This is a genomic window from Candidatus Sericytochromatia bacterium, assembly GCA_035285325.1.
GTDB lineage: Bacteria > Cyanobacteriota > Sericytochromatia > S15B-MN24 > JAQBPE01 > JAYKJB01.
Map to the genome: position 1 here is coordinate 17,966 of JAYKJB010000056.1, position 20,001 is coordinate 37,966.

The window sequence follows — 20,001 nt, forward strand, 5'->3', positions numbered from 1 at the left end:
GGTTTCAGGGAGTGCAAGTGACGTGTCGAGCGTGATCATCATCGGGGGAGGACCGGGTGGCTATGTGGCGGCCATCCGGGCGGCGCAACTGGGCTTGAAGGTCACCTTGGTGGAGCGGGAGTGGTTGGGCGGTGTCTGTCTCAACTGGGGCTGCATCCCCACCAAGGCCCTGCTGCGCAATGCCGAGGTGCTCAATCTTTTTCGCCACGCACGTGACTGGGGTGTGACCATCGAAGGGCTCTCGGCCGATTACGGCGCGGCCTTCGACCGCTCCCGGCAGGTGGCCGACAAGCTGGTGCGTGGCATCCAGTATCTGATGAAGAAGAACGCCATTCGGGTGGTGCAGGGAGAGGGCCGCCTGCTGGCACCTGGTCGCGTGCAGGTCGGCGGCGAGGTGCTGGAGGCCGAGCACGTGATCGTGGCGGTGGGGGCGCGGCCGCGCTTGCTGCCTGGCATGACGGCGGACGGACAGCGCGTGGTAACCAGCCGCGCGGCCTTGCTGGAGAACCGCCAGGCGCCCGCCTCGATCGTGATTCTCGGAGGGGGCGCGATCGGCTGCGAATTCGCGTATGTCTATGGCAGCTATGGGGCCAAGGTGACCCTGGTCGAGATGCAGAACCACCTGCTGCCCAATGAAGATCCCGAGAGCAGTGAGGTGCTGGAGAAGGCCTATCGCGCGCACGGTTACGAGTTGTTGCTCGGCAGCCGCTTCGAGGGTCATGAACTCACCTCAAACGGAGTCAAGGTAAGGGTCAGCACCCCGGCCGGCGCACGAGAAATTGAAGCCGAGCGGATGCTGGTGGCGCTGGGCATCACTCCGAACACGGAAGGTCTCGGCCTCGAAGCGCTGGGGGTGAAGCTGGAACGGGGCTTCATCTCCGTGGATGCGCAGATGCGCACCAGCGTGCCCGGCCTCTGGGCGATCGGCGACTGCAACGGCCTGTCGGGTCTGGCCCACGTGGCGTCGGCCCAGGGCGTGGTGGCGGCCGAGGCGATCGCCGGTCACCACCCGCAACCGCTGCGCTACGAAGACATGCCGCGCTGTACCTACTGCCATCCGCAGGTCGCGAGTCTGGGCCTCACGGAAGCCCAGGCCCAGGCCCGTGGACTGGAGGTCCGCATCGGGCGGTTTCCCTTGGGCGCCAATGGCAAGGCCCTGGCCCTCGGAGATGCCACGGGACAGGTCAAGGTGGTGGTCGAGGCGCGCCACGGCGAGTTGCTGGGGATCCATATGGTCGGCCCGGACGTGACGGAACTTTTGCCTGAGTTCGGCCTGGCACGGGCGGCCGAGGCCACCGCAGATGAGCTGGAACTGGCTGTCCACGCGCACCCGACCCTCTCTGAGGCCCTGCACGAGGCGGTGCTGGGGGCGCTGGGGCGCGCCATTCACGTTTAAGGCAAACTTCTAGCAGTTTTAATTCGCTCACAATCTTCAGCTGGCAAGGCGCCTCCGGCCCGCGGCGATAGAGAGGGTGGCCCCTGGAGTGAGTTGATGACTGCCCTGCGTATTGCTTCCTGCTTGCTGACCGTCGCGTTGCTCACGGCAACGGGCTGTGGCCGCGTGACGAGCACCCAGGCGCCTCGCCTGACGCCGTCGACGGCCAAACGAGCCGCCGCCCCACTGTCTTCCGGGGCCACTCCAGCGCGCAGCGCGTTGTCTTCGGCTCCCGTGGCGTTGACCGGGGTGGGCGCGGCGCAAGGGCAGGTGCTGAGCCAGACCAACCAGGCCCCGCTGGCGGGTGTCACGGTGGTAGCAGAACCGGGTGGCTTTCGAGGCACCACGGATGCAGCGGGCCGTTTCCAGATCAATGGCCTGACGGCCGGCAACTATACCTTCCAGGCCATGGGCAGCGGATTGGTTCAGATGGGACCTGCCGGCAGCCTGGTCATGCCTGGGCAGCCCGCCGACGTACCGACCATCTTCATGGTGCCTGGCAACGGGGCGTCCGGCATCACGCGGGTTTCGTACATTCTCGAGAAGGAAATGGGGCGCAGCGGAGAAGCGCCTGCCCCTCTGCTTTTCCCTGTCGGAGTGGCCGCGCGTGGGGCGGCCGTGCTGGTGCTCGACCGCAACGTGGCCTCCCTGGTGAAGACCGGGGTGATTCGTCAGTACGACGCTGAGGCCGGAACCTTTCAGGGCAAGTTCGGCGATTACAGTCGGTGGCTCGGGCTGGCGCAGATGAAAGACAGTGTGCGCGCCCTGACGTTGGATGCGTCGGGTCGTGTGGTCGTGATTGACGGAGACAAGCGTTTGTGGCGCTTCGACAGCAAGGGCAACAAGGACAAGCAAAGCGAACTGAGCGAGGAGGCGACCGACATCGCCTTGGATGCGCAAGGCAATCTGGTCCTGGCCGGGCCTGGTGGATTGTTCCGCCTCAGCCCGGATGGCGAAGGGGCCCAGCCGATCGGAAACCTGGAGGCTTGTCGTGCCGTGGCTGCGGCCAAGGATGGCTGGTGGGCCATTTCCGCTCAAAAGGTCGTCAAGGTCAACGCCGAGGGCCAGACCGTGATGGAATTCGGGGCCGGGGGCCCAGATGGGTCTGCCGCCTTCCGTGAGGCCGTGGATCTGGCCGTCGACCCCCGCAATGGGCACGTGGTGGTGGTCGATCAGGGAGCGCAGCAGGTGTACGTCTATGACGGCCTCGGTAACCTGATCGGCAATGTCGGGCAAGGCGTCTTCGACAAGCCGGTGGCCGCCACGGTGGATGCCGGGGGCCGCATTTATGTGGTCGACCAGGGCAAGAAGAAGGTCTACAAGTTCTTGCCAGGCGTGGTGCGTTGAACGGACCGTCTCTATCAGGGCGAGGCTGGGCTCTGACTCGGGTTCGGTCCTCTGGACAGGGGACGCAGGGCTTCCGGGTCCAGGGGTTCGGTCAGATCGGTCAGCCGGTTCAGCAAGGCGTCGCATCGTTGCCGACGCGCCTGGGCCAGGCCGTAGGCATCGGCAAGGCTCACCCCCGACACGCTCAGAAAACTCCCTAAGACCAACCAGTCCGTGATTTTCTGGCCTCCCCAGGTGGCCTGAGCCGGAATCAGAGAATGGGTCAGCGTGTAGGCCGTCAGGTAGCTTCCCCAGAGCAGCAGGGCTCGGTCGGGATGGCCCAGTTGCAACTGCACCGACCCGGGGAAGACAAAGGCCGCTAGTGCCACGGAGGCCAGGTTCGGCTTCGCTTCGATCAGGCTGGTCTTGAGGGCTTCAGCCTCCTCGAGGCTCAGAGCGACGGTCTCCTCGGCTGCCGCGACCGGCGACGTGAAGGCGAGCAGACCCGCCAGGGTCAAGGCCAAGGCGGGGGGCATCCGGATTCCTTCCTTCGCCCGGCCTGCGGCGAGGGCAGCCCGCCGGGCCCGCATCAGCGGCGCCCTTGTGTGCTGGACTCGGCAGCCTGTCGCTGAATCCAGTCGCGTCCAATCACCACCGTGTAATCCGCGTAGATGTTCCCCGTCGCCGCCATGACCACCTTGCCCACCCCCAGGGACTCAGCCAGCTGCTTGGCCCCCGGCAGGTCCGCATTCTGAGCGATGATCTGGGTCTCCGCCAGGCCCAGTTGCGGGGCCAGTCCATCCATGTCGATGCGCCCATAGCCGAGACCCAGGATCTCCCGTTTCATGGTGCGGGTGCCGGTGCGGTCACCCACCCCGTCTCGGATGGCCACCCGATACATCCGCGGCGGGAGGGCTTCGGCAGCGGCGTCGGCAATCAGAAAACTGCTGACCATCCGGCGCGTGGCATTCTCGTTGGCCACCCAGTAACTCACGCCGTCGATGCTCGTGGCCACACCTGGCACCATCGCCATCTGCACCCGTTCGCGATCCAGATCCTTGCTCAAAGTCACCAGTTTCAGCAATTCTTCGTTGCTCAGGTTCGTTTCCAGGTTCTCCTTGGCCACGGCCAGCAATTCCGGCGTTTTCAGCAGGTTGGCCGGCATCAGCATCTTTTTCAGGACGGCCTGGACAAAGGCTTGCTGCCGCTGCACCCGGCCGATGTCACCCAGTTCGTCGTGCCGAAAACGCAGAAAGTCGTGCGCCTGACGGCCATCCAGGGTGTTCCAGCCTTTCTGGACGTTGATATGCAGGTTCCCAGCCCAGTCGTTGTAATACAGCCGCTTGGGCACGAAGATCTCGATGCCTCCGAGGGCATCGACAATCTGGACCACCGCGCGCGTGTTCAGCAGGACGTAGCGATCCACCTGCACACCCAGGAAATCGGCCACCACCTGGGCGGCGAGCACGGGGCCCCCGTAGGGATTGGCCGCGTTGATCTTGAAGATGCCGTGGCCTGGAATGGGCACGCGGGTGTCGCGTGGAATCGACAGCGCGCGCACCTGTTCGCCGGCCGGGTCGAAGCGCGCCAGAATCATCGTATCGGTGTTGCCCGTCAGCCCCATGACGCGTCGCCCACCACGCACCGTATAGTTCACGTCGGTGGCCATGACCAGCACGTTCATGGCATCGGTCAGGCGGGGCGAAAAGGAGAACGAGGAACCGAGCGATGGGGCGCTGGACTCTGAAGCGGTGGGGTCTGTGGCATCCACCGCCGGACTGGGCGCATACGCTTCCCCCACCAGCACGCCAACGGCCAGGCCGGTCGCAATGGTGACGACCAGGGCCAGCAGGTATTCTTTGATTCCAGGCCCCCGGCGGCGGCCTTGACGTCGGTTCGATGGGCTCATGGTGGGGGCGCGTGATGCGCCTGAGGGCCGTTGAGGGAAAGACGGGCACAAGCGCCCGCACGGCCATACAACTCAATTATAGGCCTGTGTGCTGGACTTGGCCAGTGCGCCCCGGGGGTCAGCGTGACGACCCGAGTGGGGCCACCGGCAGGCGGCCTGGCAGCCGGGCACGGCCCCAGAGGGCTTGGACGGCGGCTCGCTGACAGTGGGTATTGGGCGAGTAGGCACAGATGTAAGCGTCCGCCTCAGGCATCTCGTCCCGCAAGAAGGGGCTGGTAAAGGACAGCAGGACCACCTTGGCACCGGCCTCCGCCAGGCGTCGCGGCACGGTCGAGAGCAAGGCGGGCAGACTGACGCGGTTCTTCCAGGCCCGCACCCACATGAAGACCGGCACCACCACCACCTCGTGCTTGGCGGCCTCGGCACAGGCGGCCTCGATCGTGGCCTCATCCGATTGGGCGGTCAGCGTGGCCACCTTGACGTCCGCCGTCTGGTCGCCCAGTTCCCGCAGAACCTCTCGCCAGGTGCGTTGTAGATCGGCGTCGTCGTCATCATCCAGGACCAAGGTACAGACCGAAGTGCCCGGCTTCAGCGGCAAGAGGTTCTGCTCATCGTCAACCAGGGTCAACGCGGCGTCGGCGATCGCGGCCACGGCAGGCGCGTAGTCGTGCCATTCGGTGCTGGGGACCGGGTCGTACTCGTCGTCGTAGCGCCACAGCCCCAGTTCGAGCCGGGCCTGGTCAATGCGTTCCACCGACTCAAGCAGGCGATGCTTGGTCAGGCCGCCCTCCTCCAGCGCACGTAGCACCGCGGCGACCACCGCATCCGGGTCAGGCGGCATCAGCAGCACGTCGACGCCGGCTTGCAAGGCGCGCACGGCGGCCAGGCCTGGGTCAAATCGACGGGTGATCGCCCCCATGTCGAGCGCATCCGTGATGATCAGGCCGCGGAAGCCCATCTGCTCGCGCAGCAGGTCGGTCACGATGCGCTTGGACATGGTGGCAGGCAAGCCCGTCTCGTCCAAGGCTGGAACGGCCAGGTGCCCCACCATGATCGATTGCACACCGGCCTCGATGGCGTGACGAAAGGGCACGAGGTCTTCGTGTTCCATCCGGTGCCGCGAAATGTTGAGTTCCGGCAATTCCTCGTGTGAGTCCACGCTGGTCTGGCCGTGGCCAGGGAAGTGCTTGGCGCAGGCGATCGCCCGATGACGCTGCACGCCCAAGATGAATGCGGCGCCCAATTTGCCGGTGGTGCGCGGCGAGTCGCTGATGCCCCGCACATTGATGATGGGGTTGGCCGGCAGGTTGACCAGGTCCAGGCAGGGCGCAAAGATCCAGTGGACCCCGATTCGACGGGCCTCCAAGGCGGTGATGGCCCCTTGCTGATAAGCCAGGTCAGGGTCCCGTGCGGCACCCAGCGCCATCGCATGGGGGAAATTCGTGGCCGACGTGAATTGCTGTCCCGCGCCGCGCTCGAGGTCTGCGCCGATCAGCAGCGGCAAGTCGCTGAGTTCCTGAAGCTCAGCCAGCATCGGTGGGGTTTCCGTGCGGTCGCCCCGAAACACGATGTAGCCGCCGAAGCTGAATTTGGCCTGGTCGTCCACCACGCGTTGCCACACTGCCGGGTCCCGCAACTCCGCCGTGTCGGGGAGTTTCGGCATCATCAGCTGGCCGATGAGTTCACGGATGGTGAGCTGGGAAGGCGCGATGCGCACCGGAGGTTCCTCGGGGAGAGGGGGGGGCGGCGGCGGGAACCGGCGCAATTCGGGCGCTGACGCGACGAATCGTGCATAATCTACACCATCTTCCGCGTGAAAGTCCAAAAAGGGCGCTTGCTCGTGCAAGCCTGTTGTCCCCTGGAGTCCTGCCCCCATGCGCATCGTTGGATTGATGTCCGGTACTTCCCTGGATGGGCTCGACGCCTGTCTGGTCGAGGTCGAAGGGGTCGGGGAGCGATTGCGTTGGGAGGTCCAGGCGACGCAATCGCTGGCGCTGCCGGAGTCGTTGCGGGGGGAACTCGAACGGGCCGTGCGGGGGCAGCCGATGCCGGCCGCCGATTGGGCCCGTTTGAACGCGGACTTCAGCCGCCAACTGGTGCTCGCGGTGGAAGCGTGTGTCGGCTCAGCGGGTCTGCCGCTGGCGGCCCTTGACCTGGTCGCCTCCCACGGGCAGACCATCTGGCATGCGCCGAGCGCTGGCTCGCCATTCACCTGGCAGCTTGGCCACGGCGCTGTGTTGGCGGCATTGACGGGCGTCACGACCGTCTCTGACTTTCGCGTGGCGGATGTCTGCCTGGGGGGGCAAGGGGCACCTCTGGTGCCGTACGTCGATCGCCTGCTGGCGAGTCACCCTCGGGCCTTGCGACCGGGCGGCGCGGTTTTTCTGAACCTGGGGGGCATCGCCAACATCACGTGGGTGCCGCCTCAAGGGGCGGAGGCTTCGCTGTTGGCCTGCGACACGGGACCCGCCAACATGGTGCTGGATGCGCTGGTCCAGCACCTGTCAGGCGGGGCCAGGCGGTTCGACGAAGACGGTCGTGGGGCCGCCGAAGGCCGGGTCCACGAGGCCCTGCTGGCGCGTTGGCTCGCCCGCGACGCTTTCCTGGCCCTGCCACCGCCCAAGTCCACGGGCCGTGAACATTACGGGGCAACATTCCTGGCTGGCTTGCTGTCCGATGCGGCTCAGGAAGGTCTTGGTGAAGCGGATCTGCTGGCGACCGTCACGGCTTACACGGCGGAATCGGTGGCGGAGGCCGTGCGTCGGCACGTCCCGGCCCAGCTGGCCGACCTCGGCGTGTTTGTGAGCGGAGGCGGTGCCGCCAATCGGACCCTGCTGTCCATGCTGCGCCAGCGGCTGGCGCCGGCCAGCCTCGATAGCGTTGCCGTGCTGGGGGTCGATCCGGATTTCAAGGAGGCCTGGGCCTTCGCGCTGCTGGCCTATCAAACCGTGGCGGGCGAGCCAAATGTCGTGCCCGCAGCCACCGGGGCCCGAGAGCCCTGGGTGCTTGGCGTGGTGGCGCCAGGTCGCAATTATCGCCGTCTGATCCTCGGCCCGACCCTTCCCATCGGGGTGACCGGGGTGGCGACCGAGTCGGTCAATCCGGCCAGCCGGGGACTGGATACCCTCAACGCCCGCGAGGCCGTGGCCGTCATGCACGCTCAGGATTGGGATGCGGTGCGGGCCGTAGGGGAGGCGACACCGGCGATCGCCGCGCTGGTGGACTCCACGGTGGCGGCCATGCGCGCAGGCGGCCGACTTTTCTACGTGGGCGCGGGCACGAGCGGTCGCCTCGGCGTGCTGGACGCCAGCGAGTGTCCCCCTACCTTTTCCACGCCTCCGGAGTGGGTGCAGGCGGTGATGGCCGGGGGCGACATTGCCCTTCGACAGGCGGTGGAGGGGGCCGAAGACGATGCCCGTGCTGGTGCCCAGGACCTGCGCGACCGGGGCCTGCGGGCGGGGGACGTGGTGGTCGGCATCAGCGCGAATGGTGGGGCCCCTTATGTCAGGGGGGCCCTGGAACTGGCGCGCACCTGCGGGGCGGTCGCGGCCTTGCTGACGTGCAACCCACAGCCGGCGGCGGGGGCTGAGTTGGACCATCTGGTGGTGATTCCGACCGGTCCTGAAATCGTGGCCGGCTCCACCCGTCTGAAGGCCGGGACGGCCACCAAGCTGGTGCTGAACATGCTCAGCACGCTGACGATGGTGGCGCTGGGCAAGGTCTACGACAACCTGATGGTCGATGTCACGATCTCCAATCAGAAGTTGCGCAAGCGTGCCGAGTTGCTGGTGGTCCGGTTGACCGGGCTGACTTCAGAGGCGGCGGCTGTCCTGCTCGACGCTGCAGCCGGGCGGGTGAAACGCGCCGTGGTGATGCACCATCAGAATGTCGATGCCGACGGCGCCGATGCCTGTCTGGCCCGTTCTGGAGGACGCTTGCGCCCCTGGATGCCGGCTGAGGCGCTGGCCTGACGTCGATGCATTGGATGTACGTGCTGCTGTGTGCCGACGGGACGCTGTACACCGGCTACACCACGGATGTCGCGCGGCGTCTGGCGGTCCATCAGGCGGGCAAGGGCGCGCGTTACACCCGTTCCCGCCTGCCCGTCCGCTTGCTGGCCGGCTGGGCCTATGACTCCAAGCGCGCCGCGATGGCCGCCGAGTGGCATTTCAAGCGGCTCTCGAGGGAGCGGAAACTGGCCTTGCTCGTGGCCACGGCGGGCCAGACCAGCGGTCCTCCACTTCCCTGACCGCCGCAATCAGGCTTTCAGGGCTGTGGCAGACGGAAGGCCTGGCCGGGATAAATCCAATGGGGATTGCTGATCCGGTCGCGATTGGCCCGATAGAGTTCCGGCCAGCGGAAGGGATCGCCGAGGTGGGTCGCGGCGATCGCCCAGAGGGTGTCCCCTGCGCGCACCACGTACTTGAGGGCATGGTGCCGTCGCGTCGCCGGGATCGCGATGATCTGTCCGGCGTAGAGCCAGCTCGGATTGGCAATCTTGTGCCGATTCAGTTGATAGAGTTCTTGCCACCGCTCCGCCGAACCGAGATAGCGGCGGGCCAGCAGCGAGAGTGACTCTCCGGGCTGAACCGTGTGGTAGTGGGCGACCGGGGCCTCATAACCGGCCTGGCCCGGCAGCAGGGTTTCGGCGGCGCGCGCGCTGGGGGGCATTCTCAGGGACGTATGGGGAGGTAACACGGTCTGGGCCAGCAGCCGGTCCTGATTCAGGGCCCAAATCTCGCGCCAGCGCTCGGGATCGCCCAGGTGGCGTGCCGCCACGGCGCGCAGCGTATCACCCGGGCGGGTGGTCAGCATCCGCTCCTCGCCCGCTGCGGGGGCTTGTCTGGCGGAAGGCGTTACCGCGGCCCCTTGACCAAGCGATGTCGGCGTGGGCGTCTCGCCCTCGGCGGGCTCTGCCGCAGGCAAGTGGACGACCTGGCCCGGGCGAATCAGGTCAGGGTCGTGAATCGAGGCCGCGTTGAGTTCGTAAATCTGGGTCCAGCGTTCCAGATCGCCGTATTCCCGCAGGGCGATCAGCGAGAGGCTATCCCCCTGATGCACCACGTATTCTTTGACCCGCGGCTGGACCCTCACCCTGGGGGTAGGAGGACGCAAATGACCAAGTGGCGAGGGGCGAGCGGCGTGCGGACGAGGGGGGACGGATGCCGGCGGCGAAATCTCGGCCCCGCCGGGACTTGCGGCATGGGTTGGCGGCACGTGAGCGGGCGTGGTCGGCCCGGCTGCCGCGGGGACAGGCGTGGGCACCGGCGTTTGCTCCAGCCAGGGCGAGGGGGGAGCGGTTGCTGGTTTCTCCGTGGGCGGCTCCGTCGGCGCTTCCGTTTGGGGAGCGGACGGCGTGGGCGGCGGCTCGGTGGGCTCGCCAGGAGATGCCTGGTCCCTATCGTCCCGCGGCTCCACCACCCGCCAGCGGAAGGGGTCCTTTGCGAAGAGCACCGCCGCGCCTCCAGCCAGCAGCGCCAGCGCCAGGACGAGCTTGAGCCAGGGCCGACCTCTGGGCTGTTCGTCGTCACCCGGGGGCAGCCCCGCCAGTCCGCTGGGCAGGGCTTCTCCACCGAAGAGCGGTTCAGCCCCACCATTCCGCAGCAGAAAACTCGGGAAGGCCTGGTCTTCCTCTCCGTCCCGCTGCCGCGCGGGCGTGACGGGCGGCCGGACGAAGGCAGGAATGTCCTCTGGCGGTGGGGGAGCCGCCGACGTGGAAGGCGAGACGGGCTGTTCCGTCGGGGCCGAAGGGGGTGTTGGTGGAGGAGGGGCGACGCCCTCCCCACCGGGAGCCGTGGGGGCCCCCTCCGGGGAGGCGGGCCTCTCCGGGACGCTCTCGGCGCGGGGAGGGGGGACGGCTTCTGGGGGAGCTTCCGGCCCCGGAGCGGCGGCGGGCTTGCGGCCCTCGACCTTCGGGACCATGCTGGGGTCGACGCTTTTCACCAGGCGCCGGAGGCTGTCACCGAGTTGGTCCATCTCGGGCGCTCCCTGGGAGGACCAACGGTTCAGAAGGTCAATTTCTCGGGCGATGTCCTCGCGCTTTCGAAACTCGGTCACGGTGATCCCCACTGCGGCTTGTGTGATCCATGGTACAAAGCCGAGCGACCGGCGTCAAAACCAGCAGAGAAGCAAATCGGGCGTGAAGGCTCGTGAGGCCGCAACAGAAAGCCACGGCCCAACGGGCCGTGGCGAGTAAAGTCTGTCAGCGTGGGCGACGATGGGGCTTCCCCCAGCCGCCAATCAGGCGCGTGCGTGTTCGCTACGGAACGCGTTGGGCTGCACCAGCTTCACGCCACGGTAGCGCTTGACCACCGTGAAACAGCCGGGGCAGTAATCCCCTTGACCGCCAGGCATCGAGACCGTAAAGGCCGCGCAACTGGGGCACACGCAAGGGGCAGCGGTTTTCAACGTCGAGAGCATCGGATCCTCCTCATTGAGAATTCGGTCGAACGAGGCCAACTGGAACTTTCAGCCCCCTCTGTGGGGCTTGGGGCGTCTCACGAATGTGAGTGGTCTGGCCATCGTGGGCAGACCGTCCTTATTTTTATAATAACAAACGCTTAATCTCAGTTCAAGCGTCACAGTCGCCAAACCTGATCAAATTTTCAATCGCGGCCCGTCCCTCATTCCCGGAGCTCCGCTTCGATGGCCTCGGCCGGGCGAGTGTTCCAGACCTGGGCTCGGTTGAGGCCCCCCTTGCGTGCCATCTCCACGCCCCAGCGGACGTCCGACATCCCTTCCAGGCTGTGCGCGTCCGGGTTGATGGCGATCGGGATTCCCAGCTCCCGCGCGCGCGGCAGCCAGCGCCAATCGATATCCAGTCGATGCGGGTTGGCGTTCAATTCGATCACCTTGCGGTGTTGGGCGGCGGCGGTCAACACCGCTTCCATGTCGATGGCGCTGGCCTCCCGCGCCAGCAGCAAACGACCACTCAGGTGGCCGAGCATGGTCAAACGAGGGTGGGCGAGGGCCTTCACCAGGCGTTTCGTCATCGTGTCGCCATCCTGGCCGTGACGCGCGTGCACCGAGCCAATCACGAAGTCGAAGCGGCTCAAGGTCTCGTCATCGTAGTCGAGATCCCCGTCCGCCAGGATATCGGCTTCGATGCCCGAGAAGATCACAATATCCGGGAATGTCTCCCGCAAGCCATTGATTTCCGCCAGTTGTTCAGCCACGCGCTCGCGTCGCAGGCCTCGCGCATAGACGGCGGTTTCACTGTGATCGGAAATGCCGAGATAGCGCCAGCCCATTGCCCTGGCCCGATGGACCAGTTCCGCCAGCGTCGCGCTGCCGTCACTGTAGTGGCTGTGAAGGTGAAAGGCCCCCTGGATATCCGAGAGCACGACCAGTTGGGGGGAAGGCACCTGGCGAGACCAGTCGGCCAGGCGGCCCGTTTCCCGCGTCTCGGGGGGCATCGGCCAGAGCCCGAGCGTCTCGAAAACCTGCGCTTCCGAGGGGGCCTCGAGGGGGCGATCGCCCTGCCGGAGGCCTTCTCGTGACAGGTGAAAACCCTGTGCGCGTGCGAGCTCGACCAGTTCGACCAGAAAGCCTGCACTGCCGGTTTGGAAGAGCAAGGCAAGGCCTTCCTCAGAAGGTGAAGCATGGTGAACGTACACGGGCATCCCGTGGTAGGCCCAGTCGCCTTCAGCGGCTTCCAGCCCGGGCACAGCCCCCAGAGCCAGCGACGCCTGAACTGGGTCCACACCGCAGAGCAAGATCTCGATGCGATCGACCGTTTCACATCGCCGTCGCAGGTCGCCCACCAGGGTGGCACGTCCTGTGACCCGTTGTTCGATGGCGCTGAGCAGTAGCTCGGCGGGACCCAGCACGTCAGCCAGCAGGCGCTGCCCGCGATGGCGTTTCCAGAAGACGATGGCATCCGACAGCTTGGCCTGGGTCTTGTGCCCAAACCCCGACAGTTCCAGCAAGCGGTTCTCGGAGATGGCGTACTCCAACTCTCCGACGCTCGCGATGCCCAGCCCGTCGTGCAACGCGCGTACCTTTTTGACGCCCAACCCCGGCAGCTCCATCATTTCGAGCAGACCCGCCGGCGTGCGCGCGCGCAGCGCATCCAGCGCCGGCAGGCTACCGGTTTCCACCAGGCAGCGGATGTCCTGAAACAGTCCGCTGCCAATGCCCTTGACCGTGCGCAAAGCACCGCTGGCGATCATCTCGGCCAGTGGTTCACTGATCGATTCCAGCACCCGCGCGCCGTTCTGGAAGGCGCGCACCTTGAAAGGGTTTTCGCCTGCCAGTTCCAGCAGGGTGGCCATCTCTTCGAGTGCCGCGATCACGTCATCTCTGGTCATTTTTTCGTCTCCGTCCACGCCATCATTTTAGGGCGAACACAGCCTGCCGTAGGCCCGCTGGCGCGGCCTCAGCCCCGGCGCTCGCGGGTTGGTCGCCGCGAGGTGGCCCAATCCATCAGGGTGCGATGGTGGTTGGGGTAGGCGATCTGTGAAGCCGGCGGGAGGTCTTCGGCGGTGTAGAAGGCCATCTCGGTCGACTCGGCGTTCGGGCGCCAGGCTCCTCCCACGATGCGGGCGCGGTAGGCCACGTTCAAGGAGTGGTGAGATACGGTGGCATCGCCGCGGCCGTCCCAGTGTCCAATATAGATCCCGAGTTGTTCCAGCGGTTCAATCTCGAACCCGGTTTCCTCCAGCGCCTCCCTGCACGCCCCGGCCAGGGGATGCTCCTCCGCCTCCAGAAATCCCCCCGGAAGGTTCCAGAGGCCTCGATAGGGGTCGATCCCGCGACGGACCAGGAGCACGCGTCCATCGGCGTCCTCGATCACGACGGTCGCACACGGCTTGGCACAGTCGTACCAGACGCCGCGGCAGGCGGGGCAGGTGTCGCGCAGGCGACCTTCCAGGGGCTGCGCCTTGGTGGCATGCCCGCAGCGGGGGCAGTGCAGGTGTCGGGGCATGCCTGCAGCATAGCAGATGGAACCCCAGCCTCAGCCAGCCCCGTGTCGCCTGGCGTCGCCAGGCGACACGGGGTAAACTGGCGGTTCCACTCCCTCATCCTAGGCGACTATATGCAGCTTGAATTCACGAATGCCTCGCTGACCGAAGCGGTCGTTGACGCCCTGGTCCTGTCTTTCCCGGAGTCCGAGGCACCGCCCGCGGACCTGCCCGAAGTGCTTCGCCCCTGGCTGGAAGCCGCCTGGGCGGATCACACGTTCCGGGGGGCGGAAGGGGCGTGCGAGGTGCTGTATCCCATTCCAGGTGTGGGGGCCCGGAGGCTCGTGCTGCTGGGCCTCGGGAAGGACACTCTCACGCCGGAGGCCTGGCGCAAGGTGCTGGCGGCTGCGGTGGGTGCCCTTCACGGCAAGGCCCGTTCGATGGCCGTCGGCCTGCCTGCCCAGCTGCCGCCTGCTGAAGCGGCGGAAGCCACGGCTGAGGCGGTGGCGCTGGCGGCCTTCGAGACGCGCCTCTATCAGACGGCTGAGGACAAGGACAAGAAAGACGAGCAGAAGCTGGCCACGCTGTGGCTGGGCCTGGCGGCAGACGGACCAGAGGCGACGGCCGCCCATCGTGGCTTGGACCTGGCGCGGGTGGTCAATCGGGCGCGCACCCTCTCGAACATGCCCGGCAACAAGTTGACGGTGTCCGATCTGCGCGACGAGGCGCTGGCGGTGGCCCAGCGGGCGGGCCTGACGGCCCGGGTGCTGGAGTTTGAAGACCTCCAGCGAGAGGGATTTGGCTGCCTGGTGGGAGTCGGGCAGGGCAGCGCCCATCGCCCCTGCTTCGTGGCGCTGGAGTATCACGGGGCGCCGGTCGCCGACGCCGCTCCCATTGTGCTGGTTGGCAAGGGGATCACCTTCGATACGGGCGGTATCTGTATCAAACCCCGGGCTGGCATGGAAGAGATGAAGACCGACATGCACGGCGTGGCGACCGTGCTCGGCGTGCTGGAGGTGGCGGCGGCCCGGCAGTTGCCTCTCAACCTGGTGGGGTTGCTGCCGATCGCGGAGAACATGCCGAGCGGGCGGGCGCTCAAGCCCGGGGATCTATTGACCGCCTACAATGGTCTCGTGGTCGAGGTGATCGACACGGATGCCGAGGGTCGGCTGATTCTCTCCGATGCGCTGGCCTACGGGGCCAAGCATTATCAGGCGCGCTACACGATCGATGTGGCGACACTGACAGGGTCGATCATCATGGCGCTGGGATACGCGGCTTCGGGCCTGTTCTCGACCGACGACGCCCTGGCCGAGGCCCTGAGGCAGGCGGGAGAGGCCACGGGTGAGCGTCTCTGGCGCTTCCCGATCTGGGACGCTTACGAGTTCATGGTGAAGAGCGACATCGCGGACCTGGCCAACTCGCACCCTGAGAAGGGGGACGCGATCGCTGGGGCCATGTTCCTGAAGCGTTTTGCCGGGGCAGCGCCGTGGGCGCATCTCGACATCGCGGGTCCTTCCTATCTGTCCGAGGGCAAGGACTACCGTCCCAAAGGCTCGACCGGGGTCGGGATCCGCTTGCTGATTCATTGGCTGAGCCAGCTCACGACGGCCTGAATCGCGCGGGCAGGCAGATAGCAAAAACCCCCCAGCGCTGACTTGCGCTGGGGGGCCGTCTTCTGGAACGCTCAGACGCCGGCCTGGGCTTCCTCCTTGGTCGCTTCCGGTTCGGACTGCTGCCCGAAGACCACCTTTTCACCCTCTCGACGGGCTTGAATCAAGCCTTTCTTCAGGCTACCGGCCAGAATTTCTTCCGCCAGCGGGTCCTCGATCAGACGTTGGATGGCCCTACGCAGAGGACGCGCCCCGTAAGAGGGGTTGTAGCCCTCGTTGGCGAGCAATTCGTGAACCTCGCGGGTCAGTTCGAGGTCGTATTCCTGCTCCTTGAGACGGTTGCGCACCTCAGCGAGCATGACATCCACGATCTGACTGATCTCTTCCTTGGAAAGCGGATGGAAGACGATGATTTCGTCGATGCGGTTGATGAACTCGGGCCGGAAGTTGTTTTTCAACTCTTCCATCACGACGTCTTTCATCTTCCGGTAACGATTGTCTTCGCCCCCCGTCTGGAAGCCCAGGCTCTGGCCCTTTTCGATGGCGCGTGCGCCGATGTTGGAGGTCAGAATCACGATGGTGTTCTTGAAGTCCACCACCCGACCCTTGGCATCCGTCAGGCGACCGTCTTCCAGAATCTGGAGCATGATGTTGAAGGCATCCGGGTGGGCCTTTTCGATTTCGTCGAACAGAACCACGCTGTAAGGTTTCCGCCTGACCGCTTCGGTGAGTTGACCACCTTCGTTGTAACCGACGTAGCCAGGTGGGGAGCCGATCATCTTGGAGACAGCGTGCTTCTCCATGTACTCGGACATGTCGACGCGAATCAGCGATTCTTCCGAGCCGAAGAAGATCCCGGCCAGCGCCTTGGCCAGTTCGGTTTTGCCCACACCGGTGGGGCCACTGAAGATGAAGCTGCCAATGGGACGCTTCGGATTTTTCAGCCCGACCCGAGCCCGTCGGATGGCCCGCGAGATGGAGTGAATCGCGTCGTCCTGGCCGATGACCCGCTTGTGCAGGTCAACTTCCATATGAACCAACGCTTCCGTCTCGCCCTGGGTCATCTTCTTGACCGGGATGCCCGTCCAGGATGCCACGATGTGGGCGATCTCTTCCTCGTCCACCATCGGGGTGGCCGTTTGGCCTCGCTCGGAGCGCCACTCGGCCGCAATCTCTCGGATGCGGTCTCGCACGCCCTGCTCCTGATCCCGCAGTTGCGAGGCTTTCTCGAAGTCCTGGGCGCGAATGGCCGCCTCTTTTTCCTTGGTGTAGCCGCGCAGCTCCTTTTCGAGTTCCTTGGCCGCGGGAGGAAGCGAACTCGAGCGCAGGCGCACGCGGCTGGCCGCTTCGTCCATCAGGTCGATGGCCTTGTCCGGCAAGAAGCGGTCCGAGATGTACCGGTCGGCCAGCTTGGCGGCCGCCACCAGCGCCTCGTCGGTGATCTGGAGGCGGTGGTGCGTTTCGTAGCGTTCCCGCAGGCCTTTGAGAATCTCGATGGTCTCATCAACGGAAGGCTCGTTCACGTTGACCGGCTGAAAGCGACGCTCCAGCGCGGCATCCCGTTCGATGTGCTTGCGGTACTCGTCCAGTGTCGTCGCGCCAATGCACTGCAACTCGCCGCGCGCCAGGGCCGGTTTCAGGATGTTGGCCGCGTCAACGGCCCCCTCGGCAGCGCCGGCGCCAATCAGGGTATGCAGCTCGTCGATCACCAGGATGATGTTTCCGGCGTTGCGAATCTCTTCCATGATCTTTTTGAGGCGTTCTTCAAACTCGCCGCGGTATTTGGTGCCCGCCACCAGGGAGCCGATATCGAGCGTGACCACCCGCTTGTCGGCCAGAATGTCGGGCACTTCGCCGGCCGTGATTTTCAGGGCGAGACCCTCGGCGATGGCGGTCTTACCGACCCCTGGTTCCCCAATCAGGACAGGGTTGTTCTTGGTGCGGCGTCCCAGAATCTGGATCACGCGCTCGATTTCCTTCTCGCGCCCTACCACGGGGTCCAGTCGGTGTTCCTCGGCCATTTGCGTCAGGTTGGACCCGAACTCGTCCAAGGTGGGCGTCTTGCTGCGATGCTGCCCGCTGGTGGTGGTCGTGGCGTTTTCGCCCAGCATGCGAATCACGTTGGACCGCACGCGCGACAGGTCGACCCCCAAGTTCTCGAGCACCCGCACCGCCACCCCCTCGCCTTCGCGAATCAGGCCGAGCAGCAGGTGTTCCGTGCCAATGTAGTTGTGACCCAGCTGGCGCGCTTCATCCCACGCCAGCTCTAGAACCCGCTTGGCACGGGGCGTAAAGGGGATCTCGACCGCCACGAAGCCAGATCCGCGGCCGATGATCTTTTCCACTTCAATGCGGGCGTCTTTCAAACTGACCCCCAGGCTTTTCAGGGTTTTGGCAGCGACACCGGTGCCCTCCCCGATCAGTCCAAGCAGGATCTGTTCGGTGCCCACGAAGTTGTGGCCAAGTCGCCGCGCCTCTTCCTGCGCCAGCATGATGACCTTGATGGCCTTTTCGGTGAACCGTTCGAACATGATGACACCCCCTTTTCCAGGGCCGGACCTGCTTCAAATGAGGCTCGCTGCGTGACCCGCCGTGGCTCCGAACCGTGCGTGGATTCCGCTTGGTGCTCACCACCCGAAAGGCGGACCGTCAGGCACGTCGCGGAAGCCGGGGCAGGGCCACGAATGGCGCCCACCTTACCATGGCATTTACCCACTCACAAGGGATTTCAGCGCGCATCGTCGTCGGTTGCCGATTCCTTGATTTTTTCCTTGATGACCCGAATGTCTTTTTCCCGGGCCGTCTTCATGACGGCCAGCTCGTTCAAGCGCGCTTCGATCAGCTGCAATTCCCGTTCTTTGAAGTGCTTCAAGCTTTCCAGCTCGTTTTGCAGGCGGATGATTTTCTCCACGCCGGCCAGGTTGATCCCCAACTCCTGGGTGAGCTGCTGGATATACTGCAGGCGCTCGATGTCGCTCTGAGAATACAGGCGGTTCTTGCCCTGTCGCTTGGGGGCAACCAGGCCTCGCCGTTCATACAGGCGCAGCGTCTGGGGGTGCATGTTCACCAGGTCGGCCGCAACGCTGATGATGTAGAGCGGGCGGTCGTTGGGATGCATCTCGGGCATGGGCGCTGGCTCCCTTCGTCCCGTCAGGCGCGTGACGGTTCAGTGATTGTGAGGCGACTTGATAGCTCAGGTATCATACCTGATGAGGCCAGGCTTGTATCGAGCAGGGCGGGATGAGGCCTTTTTGACGGCATCCTGGCGGCGTGACACGCCGCGTGGTAGGATCGGGCGGCCCTTCGATCGTGCCATTGCCGTCCGTTCGCGCGTGTCGGTGAGAGGCGTCGTGGGACCCCGGCTCGCGAGCTCGAGGATGAGCCTGCCACGAGGCAGCGCGGTGTCGCTGGACGCCACGGGTTTGGTCTGTTGTTTGGCCTGACGGAATGGCCTGGTCGCCGGCAGCGGCAATCAGCCCCGAACGAGAGAGGTTGGTACCGGTTCTATGAGCGCAAACGTTGTGATCAACAAGGGCCTTGAAGACGTGGTCGTGAGCACTTCGTCGATCTGCTCGATCATCGATGACATGCTGACCTACCGGGGTTACAGCATCGACGAACTGACCGAGCAAGCGGAATGCTTCGAGGAGATCGTCTGGTTGCTGTGGCACGGCGAATTGCCGTCGCAGGCGCAACTCGACGGTTTGAAGGCGTCTATCGCGGCCGGGGCTGCCTTGCCGCAACCCGTGATGGATTTGCTGCGTGGGTTCCCCAAGGATGCCAATCCGATGGACGTGCTCCGCACGGCCGTGTCGGCCCTGGGGCTGTACGACCCTCAAGCCGATGACAACGGCCCCGAGGCCAACCTGGCCAAGGCCACCCGCTTGCAGGGGCAGATTCCAACGATTGTGGCTGCTTTCGAGCGCTTGCGTCGCGGCGAGGCTCCGATTGCCCCCAAGCAGGGTGTCACGCTCGCGCACAATTTCCTCTACATGATGACTGGCCAGGACCCGGACGCGGTTTCGGTCAAGGCGATGGAGCGGGCCCTGATCCTGCACGCCGACCACGAATTCAATGCGTCGACCTTCTGCGCGCGGCAAACGGCCTCGACCTTGTCCGACATGCACTCCTGCGTCACTTCGGCCATCGGCACCCTGAAGGGGCCGCTTCATGGCGGTGCCAACACGGCCGTCATGAAGATGCTGGCTGAAATCGGCACGGCCGAGAATGCCGAAGCCTGGATCATGGACGCGCTGGAGAAGAAGAAGAAGATCATGGGATTCGGGCATCGCGTCTACGAGAATGGCGATCCCCGCGCCAAGCACCTGCGTCGCATGTCCGAGGAACTGGGCCGCATCAAGGGCGACATGAAGTGGTACGAGATGTCGATCAAGGTGGACGAGGTCGTCAAGCGCGAGAAGGGCTTGTTGACCAACGTCGACTTTTACTCGGCCTCGACCTACCACTACATGGGGATCCCGGGCGACCAGTTCACCCCCATCTTTGCCGTCAGCCGCTTGTCCGGTTGGGCGGCTCACGTGATGGAGCAGCTGGCCAATAACCGCCTGATTCGCCCGCGGGCTGAATACATCGGCCCTGGTGCGCGCCATTACGCGCCGGTTGCTGCCCGCTGAGAGCGGCGCGCCACCTGTCGACGGCATCGGCCTCTCCGGAGGTCGGTGCCGTTTTTTTCCGGGCGATACCTGTCGCCCCCCTCCCCAACTCCTATTACTTGGGAGGATTTTGCAATCTTAAACCAAGCTTTACCGATTGTTGCCCGCCCCTCCCGATAACATGGCATCAGTTCCCTCGTTT

Annotated in this window: 15 protein-coding genes; 6 read left to right on the forward strand and 9 right to left on the reverse strand. The window is 65.3% G+C overall.

The genetic code is table 11. The annotated features are described in order from the left end of the window. Positions 1-22 precede the first annotated feature (22 nt). Both lpdA and VKP62_07035 read left to right on the forward strand, forming a co-directional pair. Positions 23-1,396 (forward strand): dihydrolipoyl dehydrogenase, encoded by a 1,374-nt coding sequence (gene lpdA / locus VKP62_07030; GenBank protein ID MEB3196942.1) that lies wholly within the window; start codon positions 23-25, stop codon positions 1,394-1,396. 96 nt (positions 1,397-1,492) lie between these two features. Then, positions 1,493-2,782, forward strand: a complete 1,290-nt coding sequence (locus VKP62_07035) for a carboxypeptidase regulatory-like domain-containing protein (protein ID MEB3196943.1) — start codon at positions 1,493-1,495, stop codon at positions 2,780-2,782. 14 nt (positions 2,783-2,796) lie between these two features. On the opposite strand, the gene VKP62_07040 is transcribed toward VKP62_07035, so the two are convergent. The 3 genes from VKP62_07040 to VKP62_07050 form a co-directional block, all read right to left on the reverse strand. Further along, positions 2,797-3,297, reverse strand: a complete 501-nt coding sequence (locus tag VKP62_07040; protein MEB3196944.1) for a hypothetical protein — start codon at positions 3,295-3,297, stop codon at positions 2,797-2,799. 53 nt (positions 3,298-3,350) lie between these two features. After that, positions 3,351-4,670 carry an LCP family protein gene (locus VKP62_07045; protein MEB3196945.1) on the reverse strand — a complete coding sequence of 440 codons (1,320 nt, stop codon included), beginning with the start codon at positions 4,668-4,670 and terminating at the stop codon, positions 3,351-3,353. A 118-nt stretch (positions 4,671-4,788) separates the two neighbouring features. Beyond that, positions 4,789-6,387 (reverse strand): glycoside hydrolase family 3 N-terminal domain-containing protein, encoded by a 1,599-nt coding sequence (locus VKP62_07050; GenBank protein MEB3196946.1) that lies wholly within the window; start codon positions 6,385-6,387, stop codon positions 4,789-4,791. A gap of 157 nt (positions 6,388-6,544) precedes the next feature. Here VKP62_07050 and VKP62_07055 point away from each other — a divergent pair, with 157 nt between their 5' ends. Both VKP62_07055 and VKP62_07060 read left to right on the forward strand, forming a co-directional pair. Further along, on the forward strand, positions 6,545-8,641 hold the full coding sequence (locus tag VKP62_07055) for an anhydro-N-acetylmuramic acid kinase (protein MEB3196947.1): 2,097 nt from the start codon (positions 6,545-6,547) through the stop codon (positions 8,639-8,641). 5 nt (positions 8,642-8,646) lie between these two features. Beyond that, complete coding sequence (locus VKP62_07060; GenBank protein MEB3196948.1) at positions 8,647-8,919, forward strand: GIY-YIG nuclease family protein; 273 nt, start codon at positions 8,647-8,649, stop codon at positions 8,917-8,919. 17 nt (positions 8,920-8,936) lie between these two features. On the opposite strand, the gene VKP62_07065 is transcribed toward VKP62_07060, so the two are convergent. From VKP62_07065 to VKP62_07080, 4 genes are all read right to left on the reverse strand, one after another. Further along, a complete protein-coding gene (locus VKP62_07065) occupies positions 8,937-10,727 on the reverse strand; it encodes a LysM peptidoglycan-binding domain-containing protein (GenBank protein ID MEB3196949.1) in 1,791 nt (596 codons plus the stop codon). Between the two features lie 183 nt (positions 10,728-10,910). Beyond that, positions 10,911-11,090, reverse strand: a complete 180-nt coding sequence (locus tag VKP62_07070; GenBank protein MEB3196950.1) for a hypothetical protein — start codon at positions 11,088-11,090, stop codon at positions 10,911-10,913. 203 nt (positions 11,091-11,293) lie between these two features. Then, positions 11,294-12,979, reverse strand: a complete 1,686-nt coding sequence (locus VKP62_07075) for a PHP domain-containing protein (GenBank protein MEB3196951.1) — start codon at positions 12,977-12,979, stop codon at positions 11,294-11,296. 68 nt (positions 12,980-13,047) lie between these two features. Next, a complete protein-coding gene (locus tag VKP62_07080; GenBank protein ID MEB3196952.1) occupies positions 13,048-13,596 on the reverse strand; it encodes an NUDIX domain-containing protein in 549 nt (182 codons plus the stop codon). 111 nt (positions 13,597-13,707) lie between these two features. Between VKP62_07080 and VKP62_07085 the strand changes: the two genes are divergently transcribed. Next, positions 13,708-15,189: a leucyl aminopeptidase gene (locus VKP62_07085; protein ID MEB3196953.1), complete on the forward strand. Its 1,482-nt coding sequence runs from the start codon at positions 13,708-13,710 to the stop codon at positions 15,187-15,189. Positions 15,190-15,260: 71 nt separating this feature from the next. On the opposite strand, the gene VKP62_07090 is transcribed toward VKP62_07085, so the two are convergent. Further along, positions 15,261-17,717, reverse strand: coding sequence for an ATP-dependent Clp protease ATP-binding subunit (locus VKP62_07090; GenBank protein MEB3196954.1), 2,457 nt, complete (start codon positions 17,715-17,717; stop codon positions 15,261-15,263). 197 nt (positions 17,718-17,914) lie between these two features. Continuing rightward, on the reverse strand, positions 17,915-18,313 hold the full coding sequence (locus VKP62_07095) for a helix-turn-helix transcriptional regulator (protein ID MEB3196955.1): 399 nt from the start codon (positions 18,311-18,313) through the stop codon (positions 17,915-17,917). 379 nt (positions 18,314-18,692) lie between these two features. Between VKP62_07095 and VKP62_07100 the strand changes: the two genes are divergently transcribed. Further along, positions 18,693-19,820, forward strand: a complete 1,128-nt coding sequence (locus tag VKP62_07100) for a citrate synthase (GenBank protein ID MEB3196956.1) — start codon at positions 18,693-18,695, stop codon at positions 19,818-19,820. Positions 19,821-20,001 lie beyond the last annotated feature (181 nt).